Below are 22911 nucleotides of genomic sequence, written 5' to 3' on the forward strand. Positions count from 1 at the left end.
TGGGCGCACTCCTGACTGGTGCTGTGGGGAGCAACTTTAAAAACTGTTTTACCTTCTTTGTGCGCTTTGTAGCTAATGCAGACTTCGATTTGATGCCAGCCGACGTTTAAGATCGCCTGATTTAAGCCTGCTTTTTGACTGGCATGATTCGGCAGATATTGACCGGCTTCATTTTGCTGAGGGGCTGGTCTGCGAGTCATGTTAGAAGTTTTTAAGTCCTCTAGCACAATCACTGTTTCTTTTCCGTCGACGATGGCTCTGCTCGTTTGATGCGCAAAGTCATTACGGATATTGGCTTTCTTCGCATGAGACTTTGAGAGCTTAGACTTCGTTTCGTTTCTGTGGTTCGAGCTTTCGTTTGCCTAGAGAGCCTACGCTGTAGCCGCTTTATATATCGCTCAGACTCGCTTAAGTTTTTCTTTTGCCCTTTACTGTAATCAAACGACTTTTCGCCGGCCTGGACAGGAATCGCAACACCTCGATCAATGCCGATGGTGTTTTGCTCTAAATACTCGTCAGACTCATCACGTAGATCATTCAAATGCTGTTGATTGGTTTTTAAACCAGCCGCATCAAAGCCATCCTCATAGCAAAAGGAAATGCTGTAACGTCCTCTTTCTTTACGGATGTAGATGGATTTAGGGGTGTTGAAATTGGCGTGCTTTTTGAATGACAGGTAACCAATGTTATTGGTCTTTGAGCCAATGAAAAGACGGATATTTCCGTCGGAGCAATGTTCAAAACGAAATAGCTCTCTTGTGAGGTGGATGCTACCCCTGTCTGATTTTGACTTTCTTTTGGGCCTGCCGCACAAGCCTTTCATAAAATCGTAATAAGTATTGCACCAATTGGTCGCACTATTTCGAATGATTTGGCTAGGGCAGTCATAGAGCCAAGGCGTGAGCTCTTTTGACTTGAAGTGGGCTGCCTTTTTATCAATTGGGGCGTAAGTCCCTATTGGATAATACTTGTTCGCAAAAGTACGGTGGTAGCGTTCCTCATCCACTTTTGCATTCCAGATCAAACGCGCACAACCCATCCATTGGCTAAGCACTTTCTTTTGCTCAGGCGTTGGATGGGCGTGAAGTTTGATACCAACAAGCATGATCCTCTTTCTCTAGCTGATTCATTCGAATAATTTTACTAAAATGTTACACATTATTCAACCAACTCTTATACAAAAATGTGTAACTAATAAACAGTCAAATCAATCTCTTATAAGAATTAAATACATCTAGTCTTGATCATAAAACACAAATGAAAGATTTTCGCGAAAAAAATGTTAGAGTACCTTCAAGAAGTATTCATGAAAACTTGTGAGCAAAACGCCCCTCCTAGCGAAATGAAGTTAAAGGTGGCCAAAACCGCTAACAAATCAAAAACTGATGAGCTTGCTTGACTCGCACATGAATGAACGAGGTTGCGCAAGCAATTCGCTCAAAAACACAATAAGCGATCACGGCTGTGTTAATTTTCTAGATTGATGATTGTGGGAACATCACAAGATCTCAAAAACACCATCTAAACGCTTTTAATAGACATCACGAGAACAATTCCTTATGTGCGGTTTAACCGGATTTTTGATAAAACCCGCTCAGTGGTCAGACCAATCACTGGGTCATCTCCACCAGATGGCGCAGACCATGTTTCGACGTGGCCCAGATGATCAGGGAATCTGGTTAGATCCAAATGCCGGCATCGCACTGGCGCATCGTCGTCTGGCGGTTCTAGACCTTTCTGACGCCGGCAAGCAACCCATGATCTCGAATAGCGGTCAGTATGTGCTTGCGCTTAATGGTGAGATTTATAACCATTTAGAACTGCGTCAAACGCTTGAATCTCTTCAAAACGGCAGCGCGATTGATCCACAATCCTGGCGCGGTCATTCAGACACAGAAACCGTTTTGGCTGCATTTGATGTCTGGGGGATTGAAGCTACATTGCAAAAGCTGGTGGGTATGTTTGCCATGGTCATCTGGGATCGCCAGGCACAATCTCTAACATTGACCCGCGATCGGCTCGGAGAAAAACCCCTCTATTACGGCTGGGTTGGCAATGCATTGGTTTTTGGCTCAGAACTCAAACCCATTAAAGCATTCCCCAGCTTTAACAACGAGCTTGAGCGGCAAGCCCTCACGCTTTACATGCGGCACAACTACATCCCTGCACCTTGGAGCATTTATCAAAACATCTGGAAATTAGCTCCCGGCTGCTTAGTCCAATTCGATCAACGCACAGCCTTGCAACCCTCTACAGGGCAAGGCAATGTGCTTCCCTACTGGTCTCTTAAAGACGTTGCACAACGTGGCCTTTCCAAACCTTTCACTGGCACACAAGAAGACGCTGCTGATGAATTAGAGCGTTTGATTCGCCAAAGCTTACGGGGTCAGATGATCGCTGATGTTCCACTGGGGGCTTTTTTGTCGGGTGGTTACGATTCTTCAACGGTCACCGCCTTGATGCAATCACTGTCTGAATCACCCGTTAAAACCTTTACGATTGGTTTTGAGCAAGCCCAGTACAACGAAGCACAACATGCCAAAGCCGTGGCTCAACATCTTGGGACCGATCACACCGAATGGTATTTAACACCCCAAGATGCACTGAACGTCATTCCTTCATTGCCCGAACTCTATGACGAACCTTTTGCAGATTCATCACAAATCCCGACACATTTGGTTTGCCAGCTCGCCAAACGACACGTGACCGTCGCGCTTTCAGGCGACGCGGGTGATGAGCTCTTTGGTGGATACAATCGTTATTTCTGGGCAAATGCTATCTGGAACAAACTCAATCGCTGGCCTAAAAGCGCACGTCATTTGCTCGCCAGCAGCCTAACAGGATTGGCACCCAACACTTGGGACAAACTCTTTGAAACATTTAAGTTTGCAACCCCAAAACGGCTACGCTTTAACAATCCGGGTGATCGTCTACACAAAGCCTCATCCGTTTTACGTGCAACGCATCCTGAAGCGGTTTACCTCAAACTGATTTCACACTGGGATGACCCCGAGGCTTTGGTCATCCACGGTCAAGAGCCGCTGACACCGATCACAAATCCGCAAGATTGGTTAGATTGCCCAGATTTTGCACAACGTATGATGTACTTGGATGCCTGCACCTATCTGCCCGATGACATCTTGGTGAAAGTTGATCGAGCTGCGATGGGTGTCAGTCTGGAAACCCGCACACCATTCCTGGATCACCGCATTGTTGAATTTGCTTGGCAACTGCCGCTCTCATACAAGATGCAAGGTTCAAGCGGTAAAAAAGTTCTACGCGATGTCCTGTATCGTCACGTACCCCAATCTCTGGTTGAACGACCCAAAATGGGATTCGGAGTCCCCATCGATACTTGGTTACGCGGACCGTTGAAAGAATGGGCGCAAGATCTCTTATCCAGTGACAAGCTACGCAGTGAGGGATACCTGAATCCAGAGCCAATCGAACAGAAATGGCGTGAGCATCTATCAGGGTCTAGGAACTGGGCTTATCATCTGTGGGATATTCTGATGTTTCAAGCTTGGCTGGACACACAACGTGCCTAAACTTTTATTTCTGGTAACCGAAGACTGGTATTTTGTTTCGCACCGTCTGGCTTTGGCCAAACAGGCTCAAGCCGAAGGTTATGACGTGGTGATTGCCACTCGGATGCGTGATGCTGTTCAACCCATGACTGAACTGGGTTTACGTGTTGTTTCACTAGAGCTTTCAAGACGAGGCACGCATCCGCTGACTTTATGGCGAGAGATACTCAAAGTCAGAAAGCTCTACCAAACTGAAAAACCTGACATCGTTCATCACGTGGCACTCAAACCCGTGATTATTGGTGGACTTGCCGCTAGAAGCCTCAAGTTACGCCATGTCGTTTCAGCTATCGCCGGCATGGGCTTTTTATTCACCGAGTCACAACGCGCACAAACCACACGCAAAACACTGGAATGGATACTTCCTAAGGCCATTGGCCAAGGTATCGCCATCGTACAAAACACCGATGACCAAAATGGCTTAAAACGCATGGCGGTCAATCCAGACAAGATACACCTCATCGCAGGTGCAGGTGTCGATATCAATCATTTTACTGTTTTACCAGAGCCCGAAGGAACACCCATTGTCATGCTGGCTTCTCGACTTTTGTGGGACAAGGGGATTGCCGAGTTTGTCGAGGCGAGTCGTCTTGCTAAAGCCAGTGGTCTAAATGCCCGTTTCGTACTCGTCGGCACCCCAGACCCAGATAATCCAGCCGGTGTTGACCAAGATTCCCTAACGCAATGGATAGATAACAAAGACATTGAATGGTGGGGACACCGACGTGATATGGCAGCTACGCTATCCCAAGCAACCATCGTTTGCTTACCGTCTTACCGAGAAGGTATGCCAAAAGTTCTACTAGAAGCCATGTCGTGTGGGCGCGCTTGCATCACCACCGATGTGCCCGGTTGCCGAGAAGCGGTCACTCACGAAGACAATGGACTGCTTGTACCCGCTAAAGACTCAAAAGCACTAGCACAAGCGATCACGCAACTATTGAGTAATCCGAATCTTCGCCAGCAAATGGCAAAGCGAGGTCGTGAACGCGCAGAAAACGAATTTAGCCAAGACAGGGTCAATCGCCAGACCATCGACTTGTATAAGGAACTTCTTCAATGAAGATACTTGTTACCGGTGCAACCGGGTTTGTTGGAAGTCGTTTGTGTGAAACACTGGTTGCCAGCCAACATGACGTGGTTGCTGCCGTTCGTAAGCACTCCGATCATTTACTGAAAGGTATTGCACGTCAAGTAGAAGTGGGGGATCTGAGTATTCACACTGACTGGTCAGATGCGCTCACAGATGTCGATGTCGTGATCCATTGTGCCGCACGAGCACATGTTCTTAATGAAACCGATATAAACCCATTACCGCTGTATCTTGAAGCTAACCGAGATGGTGCGATTGCACTAGGCAGACAAGCCGTCAAAGCAGGTGTGCGCCGCCTGATCTTCATCAGCTCCATTAAAGTCCACGGTGAAGAAACCCAGCTTGGACACCCATGGACCGCCGAAAGCCCCCGAAACACACGCGATCCGTATGGTTTGTCTAAAGCACTGGGTGAAGAAGGACTCGAAAAGATTGCGCAACAATCTGGATTGGAGTTAGTGATTATTCGTCCACCCTTGGTCTATGGACCTGGTGTGAAAGCGAATTTTGCGAACCTGCTGAGCTGGGTCCAACGCGGTCGTCTTTTACCTTTAGGCGCCATTAAGAACAATCGACGTAGTTTTGTGGCACTGGATAACTTGATTGACCTGATCGAACACTGTCTAACAGCCCCTGAAGCCGCCAATCAATCGTTTCTCGTCAGTGACGGTGAAGATCTTTCGACGACTGAGTTTGTTTTGCGTATGGGGCAGGCACTGAATTGTCGGCCACGTTTAATCCCTATCCCTGCTTGGGTCTTCAAACTCGCTACAACACTCCTGAACAAACCCGGCCTCTATCAACGCTTGTGTGGTTCTTTACAACTCGACATTAGTCACACACGTCAAGCTCTTAACTGGTCTGCCCCCATCAGTGTTGACGAGGGTCTCAAACGTACGGTGAGTCATAAGGGCGATCACGCTTAAAGGTAAAGGGACTTCAAGAGTCAGTCAGACTGGCAAAACGTCTTTACGATCGACAACACCGTAGTAGCGCCAAAACATCAATGCACAGACGGTTCGCCACGGCGCCCACTGCTCAACAATCGGTTTAAGTGCTGCGGGACTACTATCCTTCAGAGCAAACGCATGTGCAACCGCTTTACGTAAAGCCAGATCACCCACAGGAAACACATCTGGGTGTCCCGCACAAAACATCAGATAAATTTCTGCTGTCCATGGACCAATGCCTTTGTACTGCGTCAAAGTGGACATGGCCTGCTCAATTGGCAAAGTATTCACATGCTGCAGGTCCAGTTCACCATCGACGATCGCTTGAGCAACGCCCTGAAGCGTCATGAGTTTGCTGCGCGACAAACCGACACCTTCTAATGCCGTATCCCATGTTTCCAGATAAGCTTGAGGATCACGAGACGTATCGCCTCTTTCTTGAAATCGCGTCCAGATCGCACGTGCACTTGCCACAGACAACTGCTGTCCACACACCACGCGAGCCAGCCCCTCAAAACCCGGTGGATGTATACGAGGCTCCAGCGGTCCAGCAATACGACTCACAGCGACCAACCGAGGATCTTGACGCAAGACTTGAGCCAAATGCTCATCCACCACTTGCTGATCATGAATATTCGACATCAGGAACTCCATTTCGGCGCATCGATTGATTCAACCCAATCATCGGCATGTCATAACGTCACATCTCTCTTTAGAGTTCATTGTGCATGAAGGAATCACTGCACACCCGCATCATCCTCACTGATAGTGCGCAATTTCATGCTTGAGGTGCGTCATTAAAAAATCCACCACAGCTCGTGTCGCCGTACCCGGATATGGGTTGGGCGCAGTCAGCACGTAGATCTCACATTCAGCACGCTCTACGGTGAATTCCTCCAATATGTGCACTAAACGTTTCTGACGAATCAAATGAGTGGCGTAATACGAAGGCAACAAGACAACACCTGCACCCTGGCAGGCTGCTTGTGCCAGATACACAAAAGATTCAGATTCAATTTTGATGCGAGCCTTCACTGATCGTTTAGACACTGCGTCTGTGAACGTGAGCGTCGTGGTCGTGCGACCTTGGGGAGGCATTAAAAAATCATGTTGTTCAAGATCTTCAGGTGTTTTGATCTCACTGTGCTGCTGCAGATACGATTCAGATGCGCATAAGTACCAACCAACTGTAGCCACGTGTCTTGCTACATAGTCTTGGGGCACCACATCAACCACTTTCACAGCCACGTCAACTTGCGATGTAATCAGGTCGCTCACTCGATTTGATAAAGAGATTCCTACAGAGATGCCTTCGTACTGCTGGGCAAACTCTGTCAGCATCCGACACAACAACAGGTCACCCAATGCAGTGGGCACACTGACGCGCACATGACCTTTTGGTTGTGCACCCAGACTTTGCACCAACTGTCTGCCCATCTCGATTTCTTGTAGAGCCCGCACGGCGTGCTGATGCAGCAAATGCCCTTGTTGCGTGAGCTCCATCTGGCGCGTCGTGCGTCGAATCAATTGCGCACCCATTTCATGCTCTAAGCGTTTTAAAAGACGACTGACTTGCGAGCGATTCATACCGAGGTGGACGGATGCACCAGTGAATGAACCATGATCCACGATGGCCACAAACACCCGCATAAGACTCAGATCCATACGTATTTCTCTCTAGTCAATTGTTGCGTATTCGTTAACAGTCCTGTTTATTTGCAGTCATTGTGGCACGTAATGCACACCGATATACTGAGTTAAACAACTAAAGCTGGAGAGAGACCATGGAAACAGTTTTCAAGAATGATCTTTTTAAAGGACAACGCATCCTGATCACGGGCGGTGGTACAGGGCTGGGATTTCAGATGGCCCAGACACTTGCGGCTCTAGGTGCTGAACTGCACTTATGCGGACGTCGCCCTGAAGTCGTCAAAGAAGCCGCCGAGCAATTACAAGAAACGTACGGCACCCCTGCCTTTTCTCATGCGCTCGACATTCGGAATTACGATGCGATTGATGAGATGATGTCCAAGATCTGGGAAGATCACGGCCCACTCAACGGCCTGGTCAACAACGCAGCAGGTAACTTCATCAGTCGCTCGCACACGCTTTCACCTAACGGTTTTAACGCCATTTCAGACATTGTCTTACGCGGCACGTTTTACATCACGCAAGCTGCTGGCAAACGATGGATTGAACACAACCTTCCCGGATCGATTGTATCGATCGTCGTGACCTGGGTTTGGACAGGTTCACCATTTGTTGTGCCTTCTGCCATGTCCAAAGCCGGGGTCGATGCCATGACCAAATCACTGGCTGTGGAATGGGGTGGTCATAACATCCGCCTCAATGCGATTGCTCCAGGCGTCATACCCACCGAAGGCGCTAGTCGCAGATTGCGTCCTAAAAACACACAGTCAACCGGCATGATTGCTCGCAACCCCATGAAGACGTTGGGTACGGGACAAGACATCGGTGAACTTGCTGCTTTCTTACTAGGTACCGGCAGTCGCTGGATCAATGGTCAAACCATTGCACTTGATGGGGGTGATTGGTTGGCTAATGGGGCTTATTTCACTGAATACCTCGACTGGACAGAAGAGGACTGGCAAACCGCCCGCCAAGCCATCGATGCTCAAAACAAAGCTGACCGCCAAGGTCGAGCTGATCAGTAACAGGATCATTCATCATGAATACATCCGTCACTCGTCAAATTACCGTCGACCGCACAACCATTGATCGAACTGCCATTGAATCTCGCAGCCTACAAGTGGCCAGTGCCTTACATGCACTCGGAATACAAGAGGGCGACTCAGTTGCGGTCTATCTGCATAATCAACAAGCTTATCTAGAAATCATCCTTGCTTGTCGCCGACTCGGCGTGTATTACACACCCGTCAATTGGCATTTCACAGCACCTGAAGTGCAATACATTCTTCAAGACAGTGGCGCAAAGGCTCTGTTCACGCAAAGCACGTTGCTTGAAGCGGCGTTAGCGGCCAGAACAGACGCACTCCCCACGATTTGCACAGACTGTGAGGGTGATGACTCAGATACCGACGTCATCCATTATGAAAGCTGGATTGGTCAGTTTGCGCCTTATGAAGGCCCGACTGTTTCACCACGCGGGCACATGGCCTATACGTCCGGCACAACAGGTCGCCCCAAAGGTGTGGTGCGCGCACCCGCACCATTAGACCGACTTGCCGAACATCAAAAAAACCTCAACCACGTCATCGAACTGGCCTATGGATTGCGACCAGGCTGCCGGGCACTCTTACCCGCACCGATTTATCACAGCGCACCCAGCTTGTTTTGTCAGGTGAGTTTGCAGCTTTGCGAACACTTCACAGTGACGTCTCGTTTTGATGCGGAAGATGTTCTGCGCATCATTGAACGAGATCGCATTGAAGTCGTTTACATGGTTCCGATCATGTATGTCCGATTACTACGCCTTGATCCTGAGATTCGGAATCGTTACGACTTATCTTCACTGCGATTTATCGCTTCAACTGGTGCACCTTGCCCAGCCGATATCAAACAAGCCATGATCGACTGGCTGGGACCGGTCTTGAACGAAACCTACGCTTCGAGCGAGGCAGGCCTGGTGACACTGGCCACCTCACATGATGCAAAACTTAAACCCGGTACGGCAGGCAAACCCCTGCCAGGGGCGACAGTACGCATTCTGGATGAAGAGGGCAATGAATGTGCACCCAACCAAACGGGGCTCATTTACATCCGCAATACAACCTACACCGACTTTACGTACCGTCATCAGCCCGAAGCCCGCAAACGCATCGAAAAAGATGGACTGATCACGTTGGGTGACATTGGTTATCTGGATGACGACGGGTATCTGTTTGTCTGCGATCGAGAAACCGACATGGTGCTCTCAGGCGGCGTCAATATCTATCCCGCTGAAATTGAACACGCCATGGCGAGCTATCCGGGGATTGCTGACAGTGCAGTGATTGGTGTACCCGACCCAGAGTTTGGACAAAGACTTATCGGTGTGCTCTTGCCAGAAGTGGGCACCACAATCGATCCAGACCACCTCTCGCACTGGCTCTCGGAACGACTGGCACGCTTCAAGATCCCCAAAACATTTGTGATGACTGATCAATTGCCTCGCGATGCAAACGGCAAGCTGTCCCGGCACCGTTTGCGTGCACAACTCAGTCAATCAACCCCTCAAACCTAACCAGCAAATTCAATCAAGAGGAGACAATCATGCAAACAAAAAACTCAACAACACCCTTAGAACAAGCATCAAACTCTGTCTAGGTGCTTTAGTCGCCACGGCATTACTAGGCACAAGCGGTATTGCCTTTGCTGCTTATCCAGATCGACCCATTAAGTTAATCGTTCCATATCCACCGGGTGGGGCTGGTGACCAAATGGGTCGTGCCATTGGTGATCGTCTAGGTAAAGCGTTGGGTCAGCCCGTTGTCGTCGAAAACAAACCCGGCGCCAGTACATGCATTGCCGCAACGCATGTGGCTAAGAGCAAGCCCGATGGCTACACTCTGTTACTTGGTAGTAATTCCAGCATGGTTCTGAATCCCATGCTTTATAAAAACACCATTCAATATCAGGCTGAAGACTTTGATATTGTGAGCATCGTGACCGAAATGCCAATTCTGGCAGTCATGAATCCAGAAGTCCCTGCCAACACCATCGCGGAGCTTTCTGCACTCACGCAAGCCAATCCCGACAAGCTGAACTTTGCGTCGATCGGAATCGGCAATCCATTGCATCTGGCCAATGAATTACTGAACGAACGCGCCAATATCAAAATGACGCACGTCCCTTACAACGGCAGTGCGCCCGCGCTGGCTTCCGTGATGGCAAACGATACGCAATTAATGGTGGATGGCATTATTTCTTCACTGCCATTGATCAAGGACAATCGATTGAAGCCCTTGGCTGTCATGTCTTCTGAGCGTTTAGACGTTTTACCAGATGTACCAACCGTGGCAGAAAGTGGTTTTCCGGGGTTTCGAGCGGCAACTTGGTTTGGCGTTTCCACACCTAAAGGTACACCCGCTGAGATTCAAGCACAGTTCAACACCAAGCTCAATGAAATCATGCAAGATCAAGCCTTCGCAGATCCTCTGATTAAGCTTGGTATGGTTATTCAAAAACCACGCTCACTTGAAGATCTCGCACAATATGTGGATCAAGATCGAACCACTTGGAGCAAAGTGATCGAAGACAATCAGTTCGCACTAGATTGATCAAAACCGCCCATCAAGCGCTTCACACGGATCGTATGGTTTAACGATCCGTGTGATGAAATTTGCCAATTTAGGTTTTCATTAGGTTAAAAAATTGTTAAAATTAGACGAAATTTAACCTAAATTGAACTCAAGGAGGCATCATGATCGAAAACCGCATCCGTCAAGCGCGCTTAGCGGCCGGTTTGACGTTAGCCGCTTTGGGTGACAAGGTGGGCGTATCGCACACCACCATTCAAAAGTATGAAAAAGGTCGGCTGACACCATCATCATCACAATTGCTCAAACTTGCACGCGCTTGCGGCGTTCGTACAGAGTATTTTTTTCGTACCCACACGGTCGATCTCCTACGACCGGAATTTCGCAAGCTTTCTTCTTTCGGAAAAACAGCACAAGAAGCTTTAAAACTCAAGGTATTAGAGTTGGTCGAAAAGCATGTGGAACTGCTAAGTGCCTTCCCCGAATCACCGTTATTGGCGTTTACACCACCTTCAGGCTTGCCTAATCTCATCTCATCTTTGGATGAGATTGAGAATTTCTCTGATCTAATACGAAATCAGTGGCAATTGGGCATGAACCCTATTCCTCATCTAATTGATACGCTCGAGGCAATCGGTCTGTTAATCATTGAGGTACACGAAGACAATCCAAAATTCTCCGGATTAGCCGCCACGGCGCGTACAGAAGATGGTCGAGAATTTCCTGTCGTGGCTGTTTCCAAACTTTGGCCAGGGGATCGACAACGTTTCACCTTAGCCCATGAGCTTGGACATCTATTACTCAAAGGGCGACTGGCAGAGGGGCTTGATGAAGAAAAAGCATGTGATCGATTCGCTGGTGCTTTTTTGGCACCTCAGGTAGCTGTAATTTACTTGCTGGGTCAACAACGACAGGCTCTAGAATGGAAAGAGCTATACGCTTTAAAACACGAGTTCGGATTGTCTATGGCCGGATGGCTACAGCGCGCCAAACAGTGTGGCGTGATCAATGGCGAAACTTACTTATCACTGGTCAAGCGATTTTCCGCCCGAGGTTGGCGCAAAAAGGAACCGGGCGATCCGTTACAACAGGAACATCCTCAACTTTTTGCTCAACTAGTCTACCGTGCCCTCGCTGAACAATATATCTCTGATTCCAAAGCTGCAGAACTCTTGGGCATCCCAATGATGCGTTTCCATAAAGAACGTCAACTGGGAGTTATTTGATGCGCTTACTGATCAGTGACGCAAATATCCTGATCGATATGGAAGCTGGGATGTTGATAGAAACACTTTTCTTGCTGCCTATGGAGTTTGGCATTCCCGACCTGCTATACCATGAAGAGATCGAAGAGGGCAGTCCTGAGCTTGAGCAATTGGGTCTGCAGATTATGGAGGTTCGCAGTGAATTCGTGCAATACGCCGTTTCATTAACTCATCAATACAACCAGACACTATCAACCAAGAATGGTGTTAAGCCTAGCCACAACGATTATCTAGCAGTTGCATTAGCAAAACAAGAATCCTGCACGTTATTGACGGGTGATGCCAATTTACGAATCGTGGCCGACAAAGAGTCTATTGCGGTCATGGGTACTATCGGTCTGTTATGTGCAATGATTGAAAATCAACTGCTGACAGTAGATGATGCACTCAAAGCATTATTGAAAATGAAAGATAACAAACGGCGCTTACCCTGGTCAATCGCAGAAAAAGAGATTCAAGCCTTGCGCTAATTATCCAATATTCATAGCGACAGGTTCGTACCGCATGTTTATGACATCATGCACATTTCATGTTAACGAACCATATCGCTATGGACAACTTACTCTTCAGACTCTTTTATACGGGCAAGCGTCGCCGCTCGACGCGCAGCAAACCTCGCCTCCACTTCAGACGCTGGAATCCCTTGACCCGCCTTTATCTGTGCTCGCGCACGTTCAACTTTCATTGCCAACCACGCATCATATTGCAGCATTTCTTCTGGTTGACTCACTTCATCGTTTTGCATCTATCTAACTTCCGCACTTTTTGATTCACAGAAAAAATCTATTTGTTTAAAAACATATAGTTACTATTTTTAGGCACTGCATTATTTTTTGAATGCGCAGTCAGGATGGGAGTCATCAGCAAAGCGATGACTCCTTTGCACTTGCCTTCAAGACGACTTCTGCCACACACTGACCTCAATCTTGTCTCGTAGCTCCGGATAGTCATCGGGGTTAAAGCAGGGCACGCCAGCTTGTTTTTGCGCAAAATAATCTCGCGTTAGCTTAAAGACGATCGGTGATAGCAAGACGATTGCCACCAGATTCACACTGGCCATCAGCCCCATTGCTGCATCAGCCATATTAAAGACAGCCATCACACTTTCGATAGAACCCCAGAACACCATGGCTAAGGCGCCTAAGCGCAACACGGTACGCCAGAACACACCGTTGGCTTTCAAATAGGTCAATGCATTTTCTGCATAGGCATAGTTACCAATGATGGATGTAAAGGCAAATAACAAAACCGCCACTGCGATAAAGTGCACACCCGCATCCCCCACGTGCATAGAAAACGCATGTTGCGTCAAAGCAGTGCCTGTCACACCGGGCAACTGACCTAAAACACCCGACATGAGGATCAAGACGGCCGTTGCAGTACAAATGACGATGGTGTCAATAAAAACACCCAATGCCTGCACAAACCCTTGTGAAGAGGGATGGTGAGGATCTGGTACAGCCACAGCTGCAATATTGGGGGCTGAACCCATACCCGCTTCGTTCGAGTACAAACCGCGTTTAATGCCGTTTAATAAGGCACCTGCTACACCACCGACAGCGGGCTCTAGTCCAAACGCACTTTTAAAAATCGTGGCCAACACGATAGGCACCTGTTGTGCATTCACAGCCATGACATACAGTGCGAGCAACACGTAGCCAATCGCCATCACTGGCACTAAAAGCTCTGCAACCCGTGCGATTTTGCGCACACCCCCAAAGATCACACTCCCCGCCATCAAAACGAGACCTAGACCCACACTCCACTTGGGCACCGACATTGAAGCTTCCATGGCTTCAGCGATTGAATTGGCCTGTACAGCGTTAAACACCAAACCAAACGTCAGAATCAAACACAAGGAAAACACCACGGCGGCCCACGGAGCTCGTAGACCACGGTCAATGTAAAAAGCAGGGCCACCACGAAACTCACCGTCGTCATTGCGCACCTTAAAAAGCTGTGCCAGCGTACTTTCTGCATAGGCCGTGGCCATTCCGAGTAACGCCACCACCCACATCCAAAAGATTGATCCGGGTCCACCCATTGTCAATGCAACAGCGACACCGGCGATATTGCCCGTACCGACCCGTGATGCCAGGCTGGTGCACAAAGCTTGAAATGGGGTGATACCACGGCGATCACCTTCTGAGGCACTGACCACCAAGCGAAAGAACTCCGGGAAATGTCGAAACTGGATAAACCTTAAATTGACTGTGAACCACACACCCACACACAGTAACGCTGCGATCAGGACGTAATTCCAGAGAATCGTATTGAGAAAATCGATAACAATTTGCATGATTTTAAAAAATAGTTGCTAAGTTTTACTTTGCAAGTATGACAGAAAAATCCTATTTTTGTCATGTTTTTTATGTTTGTTTTTGTGAGTGAGTTTGCATGGCCTATGTAGAACCGGTTTGCATTAAGCCATCTATGAATGAACCGTCTAAGCACGCTTTCACACAAACAAAAGCAACAACTCAAACCAAAAGCGATGTTTTTTCAGGAAACGCGGGGCATCATGAGATAATCACGGGTGGATGTATTGACGACGCTTTTGAATCATGAACCTGACGAATCTTCTTGCCAAACATTTCGATGACCACGTCGAAGTGACACACCGCACACTGGAAGCGCTTGCGACCCCACTGGAAGTGGCGATCGAGGCGTGTTTTCAGACGCTTACCAACGGCGGTAAATTACTCGCCTGCGGCAACGGCGGCTCTGCGGCTGATGCACAACATTTCATTGCGGAACTCGTTGGGCGATTTGAGCGTGAACGTTTGCCGCTCGCCGGTGTCACACTGAGTGCAGACACATCGATTTTGACGGCTGTCGGAAACGATTACGGCTATGAACAAGTTTTTGCGCGTCAGGTGGCTGCTTTAGGTCAACCTGGCGACATTTTGGTGGCAATTTCAACAAGCGGTAATTCAGGCAACGTCTTACAGGCCATTCAAACAGCCCATGAATGTGAAATGAATGTCATTGCACTCACAGGCCGTGATGGTGGTCAGATTGGCCAGATGCTTTATGAAACGGATGTCCATCTATGTGTGCCCCATGAGCGCACCATGCGAATCCAGGAAATGCACATCTTGCTCCTGCACCTGATCTGTGAAGGCATTGACACCCTGCTTCTTGGAGAACCCTGATGAAATTACGCTTTGCTCTGGCGACTACAGCCGCTAGCCTTACCCTGATTCTGTCCGGTTGCGCACCCGTTCTAGTTGGCGGCGCCATGGTCGGTATCGCCTCAGTTGCGGCTGATCCTAGAACCACAGCCGAACAAGTGACCGATACAGAAATTGAACTCAAAGCTTCCGCTGCGATCAGTGAACAAATCGGTGCACAAGCCAATATTTCCACCTCAGCTTATGCTGGTGACGTTTTACTCGTTGGGACAGCACCGAACGAACAAGTCCGTGAAAAAGCGGCCGATATCGTGTCTCAAATTTCTGGCGTTCGTGCGATTACCAACCGGATTGTGGTCGGCTCGCCACCGACTTTCAGCCAGATTACTTCTGACACTTGGCTCGCTTCCAAAGTACGTACAGCCTTGATTGCGGGACGCGACATTCCCTCAAAAGCCGTTAAGGTCACCGCAGAAAACGATAATATCTATCTGCAAGGGATGGTGACAGCTACTCAAGCAGAAGATATCAAACGCTTGGTACGGAGCATTTCAGGGGTCAAAGAAGTTTTCACATTGTTTGACATTCTTGTGCCTGGCCAAACTGATCGCATTCGCGTTCCGGACTCTGCCCAAAGCGGTGCCAGCTCAGCGGTTTCACAAGGTCAGAACAATGTGTCATCGCGAGCTGCTTCCATGGATCCAGGCCCCGTCACACCTAGTAGCTCACCGGTGATAACACCTAATTCACCACAAGCCAGACCCTTGTAATTCGACCATCAGTCAAAACAAATCATTCGTTGGTCCGATAACAATTAATTTTCAAACTCCCCCATCCTCACGGATGGGGCTTTTTGTCAGATTTCTGCCATGAAAAAAGTCATTTCTACCTTGGTTGTACTCTGTCTGATAGGCGCAGGGGCCTGGTTCTTTTTTGCCCCTAAGCAACAAGCGCCCGCTGTCGTATTTCACACGCTAGACGACCAATCCATTGCCATGGATGATCTGAAGGGTCGGGTTGTTCTCGTCAAATTCTGGGCAACAAGCTGTGTCACCTGTGTGAAACAGATGCCAGACACGACTGAACTCTATGAGGCATTGTCCCCCGAAGGCTTCGATGTCATCGCTGTGGCCATGGCTTATGATCCCGAAGATTACGTCAAACAATTTACCGCCACTCGCAAATTACCATTCACCGTCGCGATGGATCGCTCAGGTGAAGTGGCTCGTGCATTTGACGATGTTCGATTGACACCCACTGCATTCTTAATTGATAAAAATGGGGCTATCCTTAAAAAGTATCTCGGCAATTACGACAAGCAAGAACTGAGACGAACCGTAGAAACTGCACTGGCCAGCTGAACCCACTCTATCGCGAACGAGGTTGCTACATGACAAACCCTGCCGACACCCAGATTCTTTCACCCGAAACCATTGCACGTGTTCTGTCCGAATCACTGCCTTACATCCGTCGTTTTCATGGCAAAACCATCGTCATTAAATACGGTGGTAATGCCATGACCGAAGAAGTCTTACAGCGCAGCTTCGCACACGATGTTGTCTTGCTGAAGCTGATTGGCATGAATCCCGTGGTTGTGCACGGTGGCGGGCCACAAATTGATCATGCGTTGTCTCTAATTGGTAAAAAAGGGACTTTCATTCAAGGCATGCGCGTCACTGATCACGAAACCATGGAAGTCGTGGAATGGGTTCTGGGCGGACAGGTTCAGCAAGACATCGTCATGATGATTAATCAAGCCGGTGGCAAAGCCGTTGGGCTCACTGGTAAAGACGGTGGTTTAATTCGCACCCGCAAAAACCTCATGGAAAACAAAGAAGATCCTGAGGGCGAACCCATTGATCTTGGATTTGTCGGTGAAATTACGCAGATTGACCCCGGTGTCGTCAAAGCGCTTCAGGACGATCAGTTTATTCCAGTGATTTCACCTATCGGGTTTGGGGAAGACGGTCTGGCGTACAACATCAATGCTGACGTCGTCGCTGGCAAAGTCGCTGAGGTCCTCGCTGCAGAAAAACTTCTGATGATGACCAACACCCCTGGGGTGCTCGACAGCCAAGGCAACTTGCTGACACAACTGTCCGCACGCACAATTGACGCTTTGTTTGAAGACGGCACCATCTCAGGTGGCATGCTGCCCAAGATCTCATCTGCGCTTGATGCAGCTCGCAGTGGCGTGAAATCCGTACACGTAGTCGATGGTCGCGTTCCCCACTGCCTACTGCTTGAAGTGCTGACCGATCGAGGTGTGGGTACGCTCATCTCATCGTACTAATGCTTAAGCGCCGTCTGACACCCTCTGTCAGCCGGATTCGGCGATCAAGGTGCCATACCGACCCTGACGAACTGGTATGGCTCTTTGATCTCGACAACACACTGCACGACACTTCTTGGCGAATCTTTGATGCCATTCGAGATGGTATGACCGATGCCATCATGGATCTGTTAGACGTTTCTGAAGAAACTGCCCATCAAATGCGGCACAAGTATTGGTCCATGTATGGTGCGACCATGATTGGGCTAACCAAACATCACGGCGTCGATCCACAAACCTTTTTAGATCGCAGCCACGACTTCGATGTTAAACAACTCGTACGCGCACCCCGTGGATTAGCGCAACGATTGCGCAAGCTTCAGGGACGAAAAATCCTGATTACCAATGCACCAAGGCTTTACGCAACACGAGTCCTCAAACACCTCAAAATGCTGCATCTCTTTGATGGCATCTGGTCAGTTGAAGATATGCGTGTGTTTGGGCACCACAGACCCAAACCTTCACACTCGCTATTGCGTTATGTGCTTGCCACTGAAGGTATCCCAGCGCATCGAGCTGTACTGGTTGAAGACACACTCAGTAACCTGCATGCTGCACGTGCTGTCGGCTTAAAGACAGTGCATGTGTTTCACCCAGGTACGCCTTTTGCGCATCCACGTCGAGGACGATCACTCATCGTGGATTTACGTGTCACCAAAGTTGAAGACCTGTTGCTCAGTAAACGACCGTTGCGTTGAAAGTGTGCAAGTGATTAAACCCAACATAACTAAAACAAGTTTAGAATAAATCGTCTTGATACTGAAAACCGTTTTCTGGGAAACCCATGCCGGAAGTTTCAACCTTGCGCATGAAAAGTCCTGTGCATCCAGGCGCTTTCATCAAACACGAAATCATTGAACCTCTCGGCTTAAACTTCATTGCAGCAGCCCAAATATTAGCTGTCGACCAATCCATTCTTTCAGCGCTACTGAATGAGCACACAGCCTTACGATCAGACGTGGCATTACGAATTGAAAAAGCTTTTGGGGTATCAAAAGACACATTGATGCGCATGCAAAAGAGTCATGACACCGCAAAAATGGCAGACGGGCTTAAGTAGAAGCGTTTTTTGAGCGAACCAACGCAGGTGACGTGATCGGCGCCATCGACGTGAAAACAAAAACTAAAACTCGGTGTGCCGGAATACTCCACAAGCTGACCGACAACATCGCAGAATCATGAAACAAGTTTAAGCACGGCAGGCGCATGCCAACAGGCGTGCTAACGACCCTAGGTCATGCAACTGCCCCGCACCAAATTTTGTTCATGCATCTGTTATGAAAAAACAGAGTCAATCAAATGATGGCTTGTAAGCCCTTATCAGCAATGACATTAAGTAGTTTTAGAGCGGGTCCAGCCGGACGCGTGTCTCCTTGCTCCCACTTACGCACGGTCGAAGCCGTGGTATGCAGGTAATACGCAAAGACTGGTTGGCTAAAATGCAACGCCTCGCGCAGCTGTCGGATATCCTCAGCGTTAAACTCCCGCACGGGCGGTGGGCAGAGCGCGTCGAACTCACGCATCGTCACTTTGCTAATCGCACCGACATCCTGCAATGCAGCCAAATCACCACGCAGGGATTCAATGATCTTGCTCGTCACAACACACCTCCAATAAAACACCCGTTTGCAATGCCTTCACAACGTTTTCCCGAGATAACTCCAGAAACGCTTTACCAGCATATTGCAGCGCCTTTTTCTCGTCTTGCGTGATGTTCGCCTTGTCACTTTTTGGGAACCCATGCAAAAACACATAACGGCTGCCGATCCTGACCGACAGTAGGGTTCGATAGCCGCTACATTTGCCAGCACCTGGACGTGCAACCCGTTTTTTATATAGGAAGCCGCCAAGGTCCGCATCAACTAATCCATCTTGCATCTCTTTAACCGCTTTACATAAAACGGTATCAGGCAACTTCTCGCCCGCCTGCCACCGAGCAAAGTCCTTGCGTTTGAGAATCAACATATCAACTTACAACCTGTATTGTACCCGTTACGGGTATAGTTTTCCAATCTTTCCGCTCATACTCCGACAGGTAGTGGTCGCGTCGTATATTGCCGAGCACACGTAAGGTGATTCCTTATAACGGTAGGCACTAGTCAGTATCAGTATCGGGTGTTCCATTCATTCCTGATCAGCCTAGTCAAGATAGGCGTAAAGTCGGGACAGATCTTCATCGGTGATGTACCGCGTCTTACCGTTCTCTTTATATTAGGGACATAGAGGCACGGATTGAAACCGCTTGGGCGATAGCCCCAGACTTCGGTCATATTGAACATCCCAAAAATGCAAGCCAACATCCGATTTGCGGTGACGACAATGCCCGCGATACCACGCATCTGCACCGTGATAGGCGCACATGTCACATCAGACACGTTGAAAGTGTCAGCGCTGAATAATATGAAGATTGATCTGATCATGATAGGTTTTGACGGTACTAGGCTTATTTCGCAACGTGGACTACTCTTTGATAAAACAAATTCTCAATGGTCGGTGCCATCCGTGCCGCTTATTTATTAGCATCTGAACCATCGCTCTGACGAACACTGGTCAACCAGTTTTAAACGATTGAGATTGCCTGTTCCACCGTAACTCACCAGACTCGTCGAGTTTAGATTTGCAATGTTCATCCCAAGCCATTCGATACTGCAGTGTTAAGATTTTATGCTTTTTCGCAACAATTCTGCAAAGAAATCCTGAGATAATAATGTCCTACAGTTTATGCTCGGAGCAATCGGCAGTTGGTAGCAGATTATTGGCAAAAGTATCTGGTTAATTTGTCGTATTCCCTGCGAAGAAACGCTGTCTTTCACGAACTGGTAAGCTTCCAGTCAAGTCATACCACCCCCCAGAAAGTTACATGAGATCATTAAACGATCACGGAGGGAATTATAAATCGGTTCGTTACAGGCCATTTATCAAGGATCGATCACTTTGCGCATCACTAACGAGCACGAAGCTTCATCGTCAAAAATGACGCTACGAATTAAAAAGGCGTTGGTTGCCGAAGAGTAGGCTGATGCTGCTGCTCATGCGGAAACGTTACGACACCGCGCGAATAGCCGACTGACTTAAGCTAAGCGGGATCGTTTTTAATTTGACTTGTTCTGAGCTTCGATCGTGTTTCGATCTCGACATACAGGGCATTCTGGATCACGTGGCACCTTGATTTCATGCCAACGCATTTGTCGCACATCGAGCATCGCCAAACGACCTTGCAGGGTGCGTCCTAGGCCTGTTAACACTTTAATGGCTTCAGCAGCCTGCACACTGCCTACAATCCCCACCAGGGGCGCAAAAACACCCATCGTGGCGCAATCTACCGGCGCTACATCCTGTGCTTTGGGGAACAGGCAGTGATAGCATGGACTTGCTTCATCGCGCACATCGTAAACAGCCATCTGTCCTTCAAACTGGATCGCAGCGCCTGAAACCAGAGGAACGCCGTTCACGACACACGCACGATTAACCGCATGGCGTGTCTCAAAGTTGTCACAACAGTCCAGAACTAGATCCACTTGTCCGACTAGCTCAATCAATGCGGCTTCATCAACACGTCGCGCGTGCGTGACCACCGTGGTTTGTGGATTAATGTCATGGATTGCTTGACGGGCAGAATTGACTTTCAGTTCACCTAGACGAGCCGTGGTGTGCATAATCTGGCGCTGCAGATTACTCAGTTCAACCTCGTCATCATCGATGATCTCTATATGTCCAACCCCTGCGGAGGCCAGATATAAGCAAACGGGTGAACCCAGTCCACCCGCACCCATCACCAGTACGCGGGCATTCAAGAGGGCCTGTTGACCCTCAATGCCTAAATCATCCAACAAAATGTGCCGCGCGTAACGCAGCAACTGATCATCACGCATGGTGCTTAAGGTTTAGTTCGCAATGTGCCGGCTTTGTCTGCCACATAAGGCTCATAGCCCGGTCCGGTCAGCACGTCTTTTCCGAGGAGGAAATTAACGGCTTGATCCAACTGAAAATCACCATCCTCACCGAGCTTAAACGCTTTAGGCTGCTCTTTTGGTTTGGCATCCTCATCGACACTTTGCTGGTATCGGCTTTGTCTTTATGACGCAGGCTAGGCGCTTTGGGCTTGTCTTTCTCGTCACTTTGGCCATTACTCAGATGCTTTTGCAACTCTGACTCACGGGCAATCGTGAACAAGTTCCCAATGCTGGTATCTGTCACAAAAATATCGGGCTCAATCCCTTTGGCCTGAATCGAACGACCATTGGGCGTGAAATAGCGTGATGTGGTGAGCTTGATCCCCGTATCTTCGGAGATTGGCAGCACCACCTGAACAGAGCCTTTACCAAACGTCGTATTGCCCATGACGGTTGCACGCTTGTGATCTTGCAAAGCACCTGCCACGATCTCAGATGCTGATGCAGAACCTGCATTGACCAACACCACCATGGGGATTTCTTTCACCCAGGCGGGTAAACCTTTCAGGTAGTCTGGTTCGCCACGTGCATAGTCAATTGGATAGGCCAGATAGCGGTGACGGGAATCCGCTGCCCGACCATCGGTAGACACCACCACAACTTCAGGCTCCAAAAAGGCTGCAGATACGCCAATCGCAGCGGTCAACAAACCACCGGGATCGTTACGCAGATCTAGAACCAATCCTTCCAGATCACCCTTGGCGCTCAAATCTTTGAGATGTTTGACCAAATCTGAGCCTGTACGCTCCTGGAACTGGGCAATACGCACATAACCAATGTTGTTGTCTAAACGTTTGCTGCGCACACTGCGCACTTTGATCAGGTCACGAACTAGATCAATGGTCAGGGGTTGATCTTGCCCTTGACGCAAAACGGTGAGCGTAATGTCGGTTTTAACTGGACCGCGCATGCGTTTGACCGCATCGGTCAAGCTCATACCTTTGGTCGAGGTGTCATCGATTTTGATGATCAGGTCACCCGCTTGCATGCCTGCACGCTCGGCCGGTGTGTCTTCGATGGGGGAAATCACTTTCACAAACCCATCTTCTGTGCCGATTTCGATCCCTAAGCCACCGAACTCACCCTGAGTCGTTGTCCGCATTTCATTGAAGGCTTCTTCATCTAGGTAAGATGAATGCGGATCAAGTTCTGTAAGCATGCCGGAAATTGCACTACGAATCAGCTCCTGATCCGTGACTTCTTCGACATAATTCGATTTAATCGCTGCAAACACACTGGAGAATTGGCGCAAATCATCGAGCGGTAAGGGCGCAGCATTCTTCTGCGCCATGGCAGAAATACCAACGCTCAACAAAATGCCCGCAACGAGTCCAGTGCTTAACAGCCCTGCAGTGCGCAAATAACGGATGGTCATCAG

General features: G+C 48.7%; 22 protein-coding genes and 2 pseudogenes. 14 read left to right on the forward strand and 10 right to left on the reverse strand.

Translation table 11 applies throughout. The features are described from left to right. Positions 1–293 (reverse strand): annotated as a pseudogene (locus tag ACOI06_RS07105) (IS200/IS605 family accessory protein TnpB-related protein); the annotation flags it as partial. Continuing rightward, complete coding sequence (locus ACOI06_RS07110; protein ID WP_420661854.1) at positions 230–1105, reverse strand: helix-turn-helix domain-containing protein; 876 nt, start codon at positions 1103–1105, stop codon at positions 230–232. The gene ACOI06_RS07110 and the pseudogene ACOI06_RS07105, both read right to left, overlap by 64 nt. A gap of 454 nt (positions 1106–1559) precedes the next feature. Between ACOI06_RS07110 and asnB the strand changes: the two genes are divergently transcribed. From asnB to ACOI06_RS07125, 3 genes are read left to right on the forward strand one after another with little or no spacing between them, the layout of a single operon-like run. Then, complete coding sequence (asnB, locus tag ACOI06_RS07115; protein ID WP_420661855.1) at positions 1560–3548, forward strand: asparagine synthase (glutamine-hydrolyzing); 1989 nt, start codon at positions 1560–1562, stop codon at positions 3546–3548. After that, positions 3541–4650: a glycosyltransferase family 4 protein gene (locus ACOI06_RS07120; protein ID WP_420661856.1), complete on the forward strand. Its 1110-nt coding sequence runs from the start codon at positions 3541–3543 to the stop codon at positions 4648–4650. The genes asnB and ACOI06_RS07120 overlap by 8 nt, the downstream gene beginning before the upstream one ends. Further along, a complete protein-coding gene (locus ACOI06_RS07125) occupies positions 4647–5606 on the forward strand; it encodes an NAD-dependent epimerase/dehydratase family protein (RefSeq protein WP_420661857.1) in 960 nt (319 codons plus the stop codon). Before ACOI06_RS07120 ends, ACOI06_RS07125 begins: the two co-directional genes overlap by 4 nt. A gap of 24 nt (positions 5607–5630) precedes the next feature. Here ACOI06_RS07125 and ACOI06_RS07130 read toward each other — a convergent pair whose 3' ends face one another. Both ACOI06_RS07130 and ACOI06_RS07135 read right to left on the reverse strand, forming a co-directional pair. Continuing rightward, positions 5631–6272, reverse strand: a complete 642-nt coding sequence (locus ACOI06_RS07130) for a DNA-3-methyladenine glycosylase family protein (RefSeq protein WP_420661858.1) — start codon at positions 6270–6272, stop codon at positions 5631–5633. A gap of 117 nt (positions 6273–6389) precedes the next feature. Beyond that, positions 6390–7295 carry a LysR family transcriptional regulator gene (locus ACOI06_RS07135; RefSeq protein WP_420661859.1) on the reverse strand — a complete coding sequence of 302 codons (906 nt, stop codon included), beginning with the start codon at positions 7293–7295 and terminating at the stop codon, positions 6390–6392. A gap of 119 nt (positions 7296–7414) precedes the next feature. Here ACOI06_RS07135 and ACOI06_RS07140 point away from each other — a divergent pair, with 119 nt between their 5' ends. The 5 genes from ACOI06_RS07140 (at position 7415) to ACOI06_RS07160 (ending at position 12584) form a co-directional block, all read left to right on the forward strand. Beyond that, positions 7415–8305 (forward strand): SDR family oxidoreductase, encoded by an 891-nt coding sequence (locus tag ACOI06_RS07140; RefSeq protein WP_420661860.1) that lies wholly within the window; start codon positions 7415–7417, stop codon positions 8303–8305. 14 nt (positions 8306–8319) lie between these two features. Beyond that, positions 8320–9834 (forward strand): AMP-binding protein, encoded by a 1515-nt coding sequence (locus tag ACOI06_RS07145; protein WP_420661861.1) that lies wholly within the window; start codon positions 8320–8322, stop codon positions 9832–9834. Next, the gene (locus tag ACOI06_RS07150; protein WP_420661862.1) at positions 9800–10870 is read left to right on the forward strand and encodes a Bug family tripartite tricarboxylate transporter substrate binding protein; all 1071 of its coding nucleotides are present in this window, start codon (positions 9800–9802) and stop codon (positions 10868–10870) included. Before ACOI06_RS07145 ends, ACOI06_RS07150 begins: the two co-directional genes overlap by 35 nt. 143 nt (positions 10871–11013) lie before the next feature. Further along, positions 11014–12075: a helix-turn-helix domain-containing protein gene (locus ACOI06_RS07155; RefSeq protein WP_420661863.1), complete on the forward strand. Its 1062-nt coding sequence runs from the start codon at positions 11014–11016 to the stop codon at positions 12073–12075. Next, a complete protein-coding gene (locus ACOI06_RS07160; protein ID WP_420661864.1) occupies positions 12075–12584 on the forward strand; it encodes a DUF3368 domain-containing protein in 510 nt (169 codons plus the stop codon). The genes ACOI06_RS07155 and ACOI06_RS07160 overlap by 1 nt, the downstream gene beginning before the upstream one ends. Positions 12585–12673: 89 nt before the next feature. On the opposite strand, the gene ACOI06_RS07165 is transcribed toward ACOI06_RS07160, so the two are convergent. Together ACOI06_RS07165 and ACOI06_RS07170 are read right to left on the reverse strand one after the other, a co-directional pair. Continuing rightward, entirely contained in the window at positions 12674–12859 is a 186-nt protein-coding gene (locus ACOI06_RS07165; protein ID WP_420661865.1) for a hypothetical protein, read from the reverse strand. 147 nt (positions 12860–13006) lie between these two features. Beyond that, positions 13007–14413 carry an alanine/glycine:cation symporter family protein gene (locus ACOI06_RS07170; RefSeq protein ID WP_420661866.1) on the reverse strand — a complete coding sequence of 469 codons (1407 nt, stop codon included), beginning with the start codon at positions 14411–14413 and terminating at the stop codon, positions 13007–13009. A 265-nt stretch (positions 14414–14678) separates the two neighbouring features. Here ACOI06_RS07170 and ACOI06_RS07175 point away from each other — a divergent pair, with 265 nt between their 5' ends. The 6 genes from ACOI06_RS07175 (at position 14679) to ACOI06_RS07200 (ending at position 18640) form a co-directional block, all read left to right on the forward strand. Then, the gene (locus tag ACOI06_RS07175; protein WP_420661867.1) at positions 14679–15269 is read left to right on the forward strand and encodes a phosphoheptose isomerase; all 591 of its coding nucleotides are present in this window, start codon (positions 14679–14681) and stop codon (positions 15267–15269) included. Next, positions 15269–16018: a BON domain-containing protein gene (locus ACOI06_RS07180; RefSeq protein ID WP_420661868.1), complete on the forward strand. Its 750-nt coding sequence runs from the start codon at positions 15269–15271 to the stop codon at positions 16016–16018. The genes ACOI06_RS07175 and ACOI06_RS07180 overlap by 1 nt, the downstream gene beginning before the upstream one ends. Positions 16019–16117: 99 nt before the next feature. Continuing rightward, positions 16118–16609 (forward strand): TlpA family protein disulfide reductase, encoded by a 492-nt coding sequence (locus ACOI06_RS07185; protein WP_420661869.1) that lies wholly within the window; start codon positions 16118–16120, stop codon positions 16607–16609. A gap of 29 nt (positions 16610–16638) precedes the next feature. After that, complete coding sequence (gene argB / locus ACOI06_RS07190) at positions 16639–17541, forward strand: acetylglutamate kinase (protein ID WP_420661870.1); 903 nt, start codon at positions 16639–16641, stop codon at positions 17539–17541. Further along, on the forward strand, positions 17541–18278 hold the full coding sequence (locus tag ACOI06_RS07195; protein WP_420661871.1) for a pyrimidine 5'-nucleotidase: 738 nt from the start codon (positions 17541–17543) through the stop codon (positions 18276–18278). Before argB ends, ACOI06_RS07195 begins: the two co-directional genes overlap by 1 nt. Before the next feature lie 110 nt (positions 18279–18388). Continuing rightward, positions 18389–18640 (forward strand): HigA family addiction module antitoxin, encoded by a 252-nt coding sequence (locus tag ACOI06_RS07200; RefSeq protein ID WP_420662003.1) that lies wholly within the window; start codon positions 18389–18391, stop codon positions 18638–18640. Between the two features lie 235 nt (positions 18641–18875). On the opposite strand, the gene ACOI06_RS07205 is transcribed toward ACOI06_RS07200, so the two are convergent. The 4 genes and pseudogenes from ACOI06_RS07205 to ACOI06_RS07220 all read right to left on the reverse strand — a co-directional run bounded on the left by ACOI06_RS07205 (position 18876) and on the right by ACOI06_RS07220 (position 22908). Then, complete coding sequence (locus tag ACOI06_RS07205) at positions 18876–19181, reverse strand: helix-turn-helix domain-containing protein (protein WP_420661872.1); 306 nt, start codon at positions 19179–19181, stop codon at positions 18876–18878. Next, positions 19162–19545, reverse strand: a complete 384-nt coding sequence (locus ACOI06_RS07210) for a type II toxin-antitoxin system RelE/ParE family toxin (protein WP_420661873.1) — start codon at positions 19543–19545, stop codon at positions 19162–19164. Before ACOI06_RS07210 ends, ACOI06_RS07205 begins: the two co-directional genes overlap by 20 nt. A 1127-nt stretch (positions 19546–20672) precedes the next feature. After that, complete coding sequence (locus tag ACOI06_RS07215) at positions 20673–21452, reverse strand: HesA/MoeB/ThiF family protein (RefSeq protein WP_420661874.1); 780 nt, start codon at positions 21450–21452, stop codon at positions 20673–20675. A gap of 5 nt (positions 21453–21457) precedes the next feature. Further along, positions 21458–22908: pseudogene (locus tag ACOI06_RS07220) on the reverse strand (S41 family peptidase). Positions 22909–22911 lie beyond the last annotated feature (3 nt).

Origin of the sequence: Orrella sp. 11846 (assembly GCF_048820935.1) — a bacterium.
GTDB lineage: Bacteria > Pseudomonadota > Gammaproteobacteria > Burkholderiales > Burkholderiaceae_B > Algicoccus.

Excerpts from the sequence above, each read along its gene's own strand:
- ACOI06_RS07110 (WP_420661854.1), bottom strand. The coding sequence starts at position 1,105 with ATGCTTGTTGGTATCAAACTTCACGCCCATCCAACGCCTGAGCAAAAG.
- asnB (WP_420661855.1), top strand. The coding sequence starts at position 1,560 with ATGTGCGGTTTAACCGGATTTTTGATAAAACCCGCTCAGTGGTCAGAC.
- ACOI06_RS07125 (WP_420661857.1), top strand. The coding sequence starts at position 4,647 with ATGAAGATACTTGTTACCGGTGCAACCGGGTTTGTTGGAAGTCGTTTG.
- ACOI06_RS07130 (WP_420661858.1), bottom strand. The coding sequence starts at position 6,272 with ATGTCGAATATTCATGATCAGCAAGTGGTGGATGAGCATTTGGCTCAA.
- ACOI06_RS07135 (WP_420661859.1), bottom strand. The coding sequence starts at position 7,295 with ATGGATCTGAGTCTTATGCGGGTGTTTGTGGCCATCGTGGATCATGGT.
- ACOI06_RS07140 (WP_420661860.1), top strand. The coding sequence starts at position 7,415 with ATGGAAACAGTTTTCAAGAATGATCTTTTTAAAGGACAACGCATCCTG.
- ACOI06_RS07145 (WP_420661861.1), top strand. The coding sequence starts at position 8,320 with ATGAATACATCCGTCACTCGTCAAATTACCGTCGACCGCACAACCATT.
- ACOI06_RS07155 (WP_420661863.1), top strand. The coding sequence starts at position 11,014 with ATGATCGAAAACCGCATCCGTCAAGCGCGCTTAGCGGCCGGTTTGACG.
- ACOI06_RS07160 (WP_420661864.1), top strand. The coding sequence starts at position 12,075 with ATGCGCTTACTGATCAGTGACGCAAATATCCTGATCGATATGGAAGCT.
- ACOI06_RS07165 (WP_420661865.1), bottom strand. The coding sequence starts at position 12,859 with ATGCAAAACGATGAAGTGAGTCAACCAGAAGAAATGCTGCAATATGAT.
- ACOI06_RS07170 (WP_420661866.1), bottom strand. The coding sequence starts at position 14,413 with ATGCAAATTGTTATCGATTTTCTCAATACGATTCTCTGGAATTACGTC.
- ACOI06_RS07175 (WP_420661867.1), top strand. The coding sequence starts at position 14,679 with ATGAACCTGACGAATCTTCTTGCCAAACATTTCGATGACCACGTCGAA.
- ACOI06_RS07180 (WP_420661868.1), top strand. The coding sequence starts at position 15,269 with ATGAAATTACGCTTTGCTCTGGCGACTACAGCCGCTAGCCTTACCCTG.
- ACOI06_RS07185 (WP_420661869.1), top strand. The coding sequence starts at position 16,118 with ATGAAAAAAGTCATTTCTACCTTGGTTGTACTCTGTCTGATAGGCGCA.
- argB (WP_420661870.1), top strand. The coding sequence starts at position 16,639 with ATGACAAACCCTGCCGACACCCAGATTCTTTCACCCGAAACCATTGCA.
- ACOI06_RS07195 (WP_420661871.1), top strand. The coding sequence starts at position 17,541 with ATGCTTAAGCGCCGTCTGACACCCTCTGTCAGCCGGATTCGGCGATCA.
- ACOI06_RS07200 (WP_420662003.1), top strand. The coding sequence starts at position 18,389 with ATGAAAAGTCCTGTGCATCCAGGCGCTTTCATCAAACACGAAATCATT.
- ACOI06_RS07210 (WP_420661873.1), bottom strand. The coding sequence starts at position 19,545 with ATGTTGATTCTCAAACGCAAGGACTTTGCTCGGTGGCAGGCGGGCGAG.
- ACOI06_RS07215 (WP_420661874.1), bottom strand. The coding sequence starts at position 21,452 with ATGCGTGATGATCAGTTGCTGCGTTACGCGCGGCACATTTTGTTGGAT.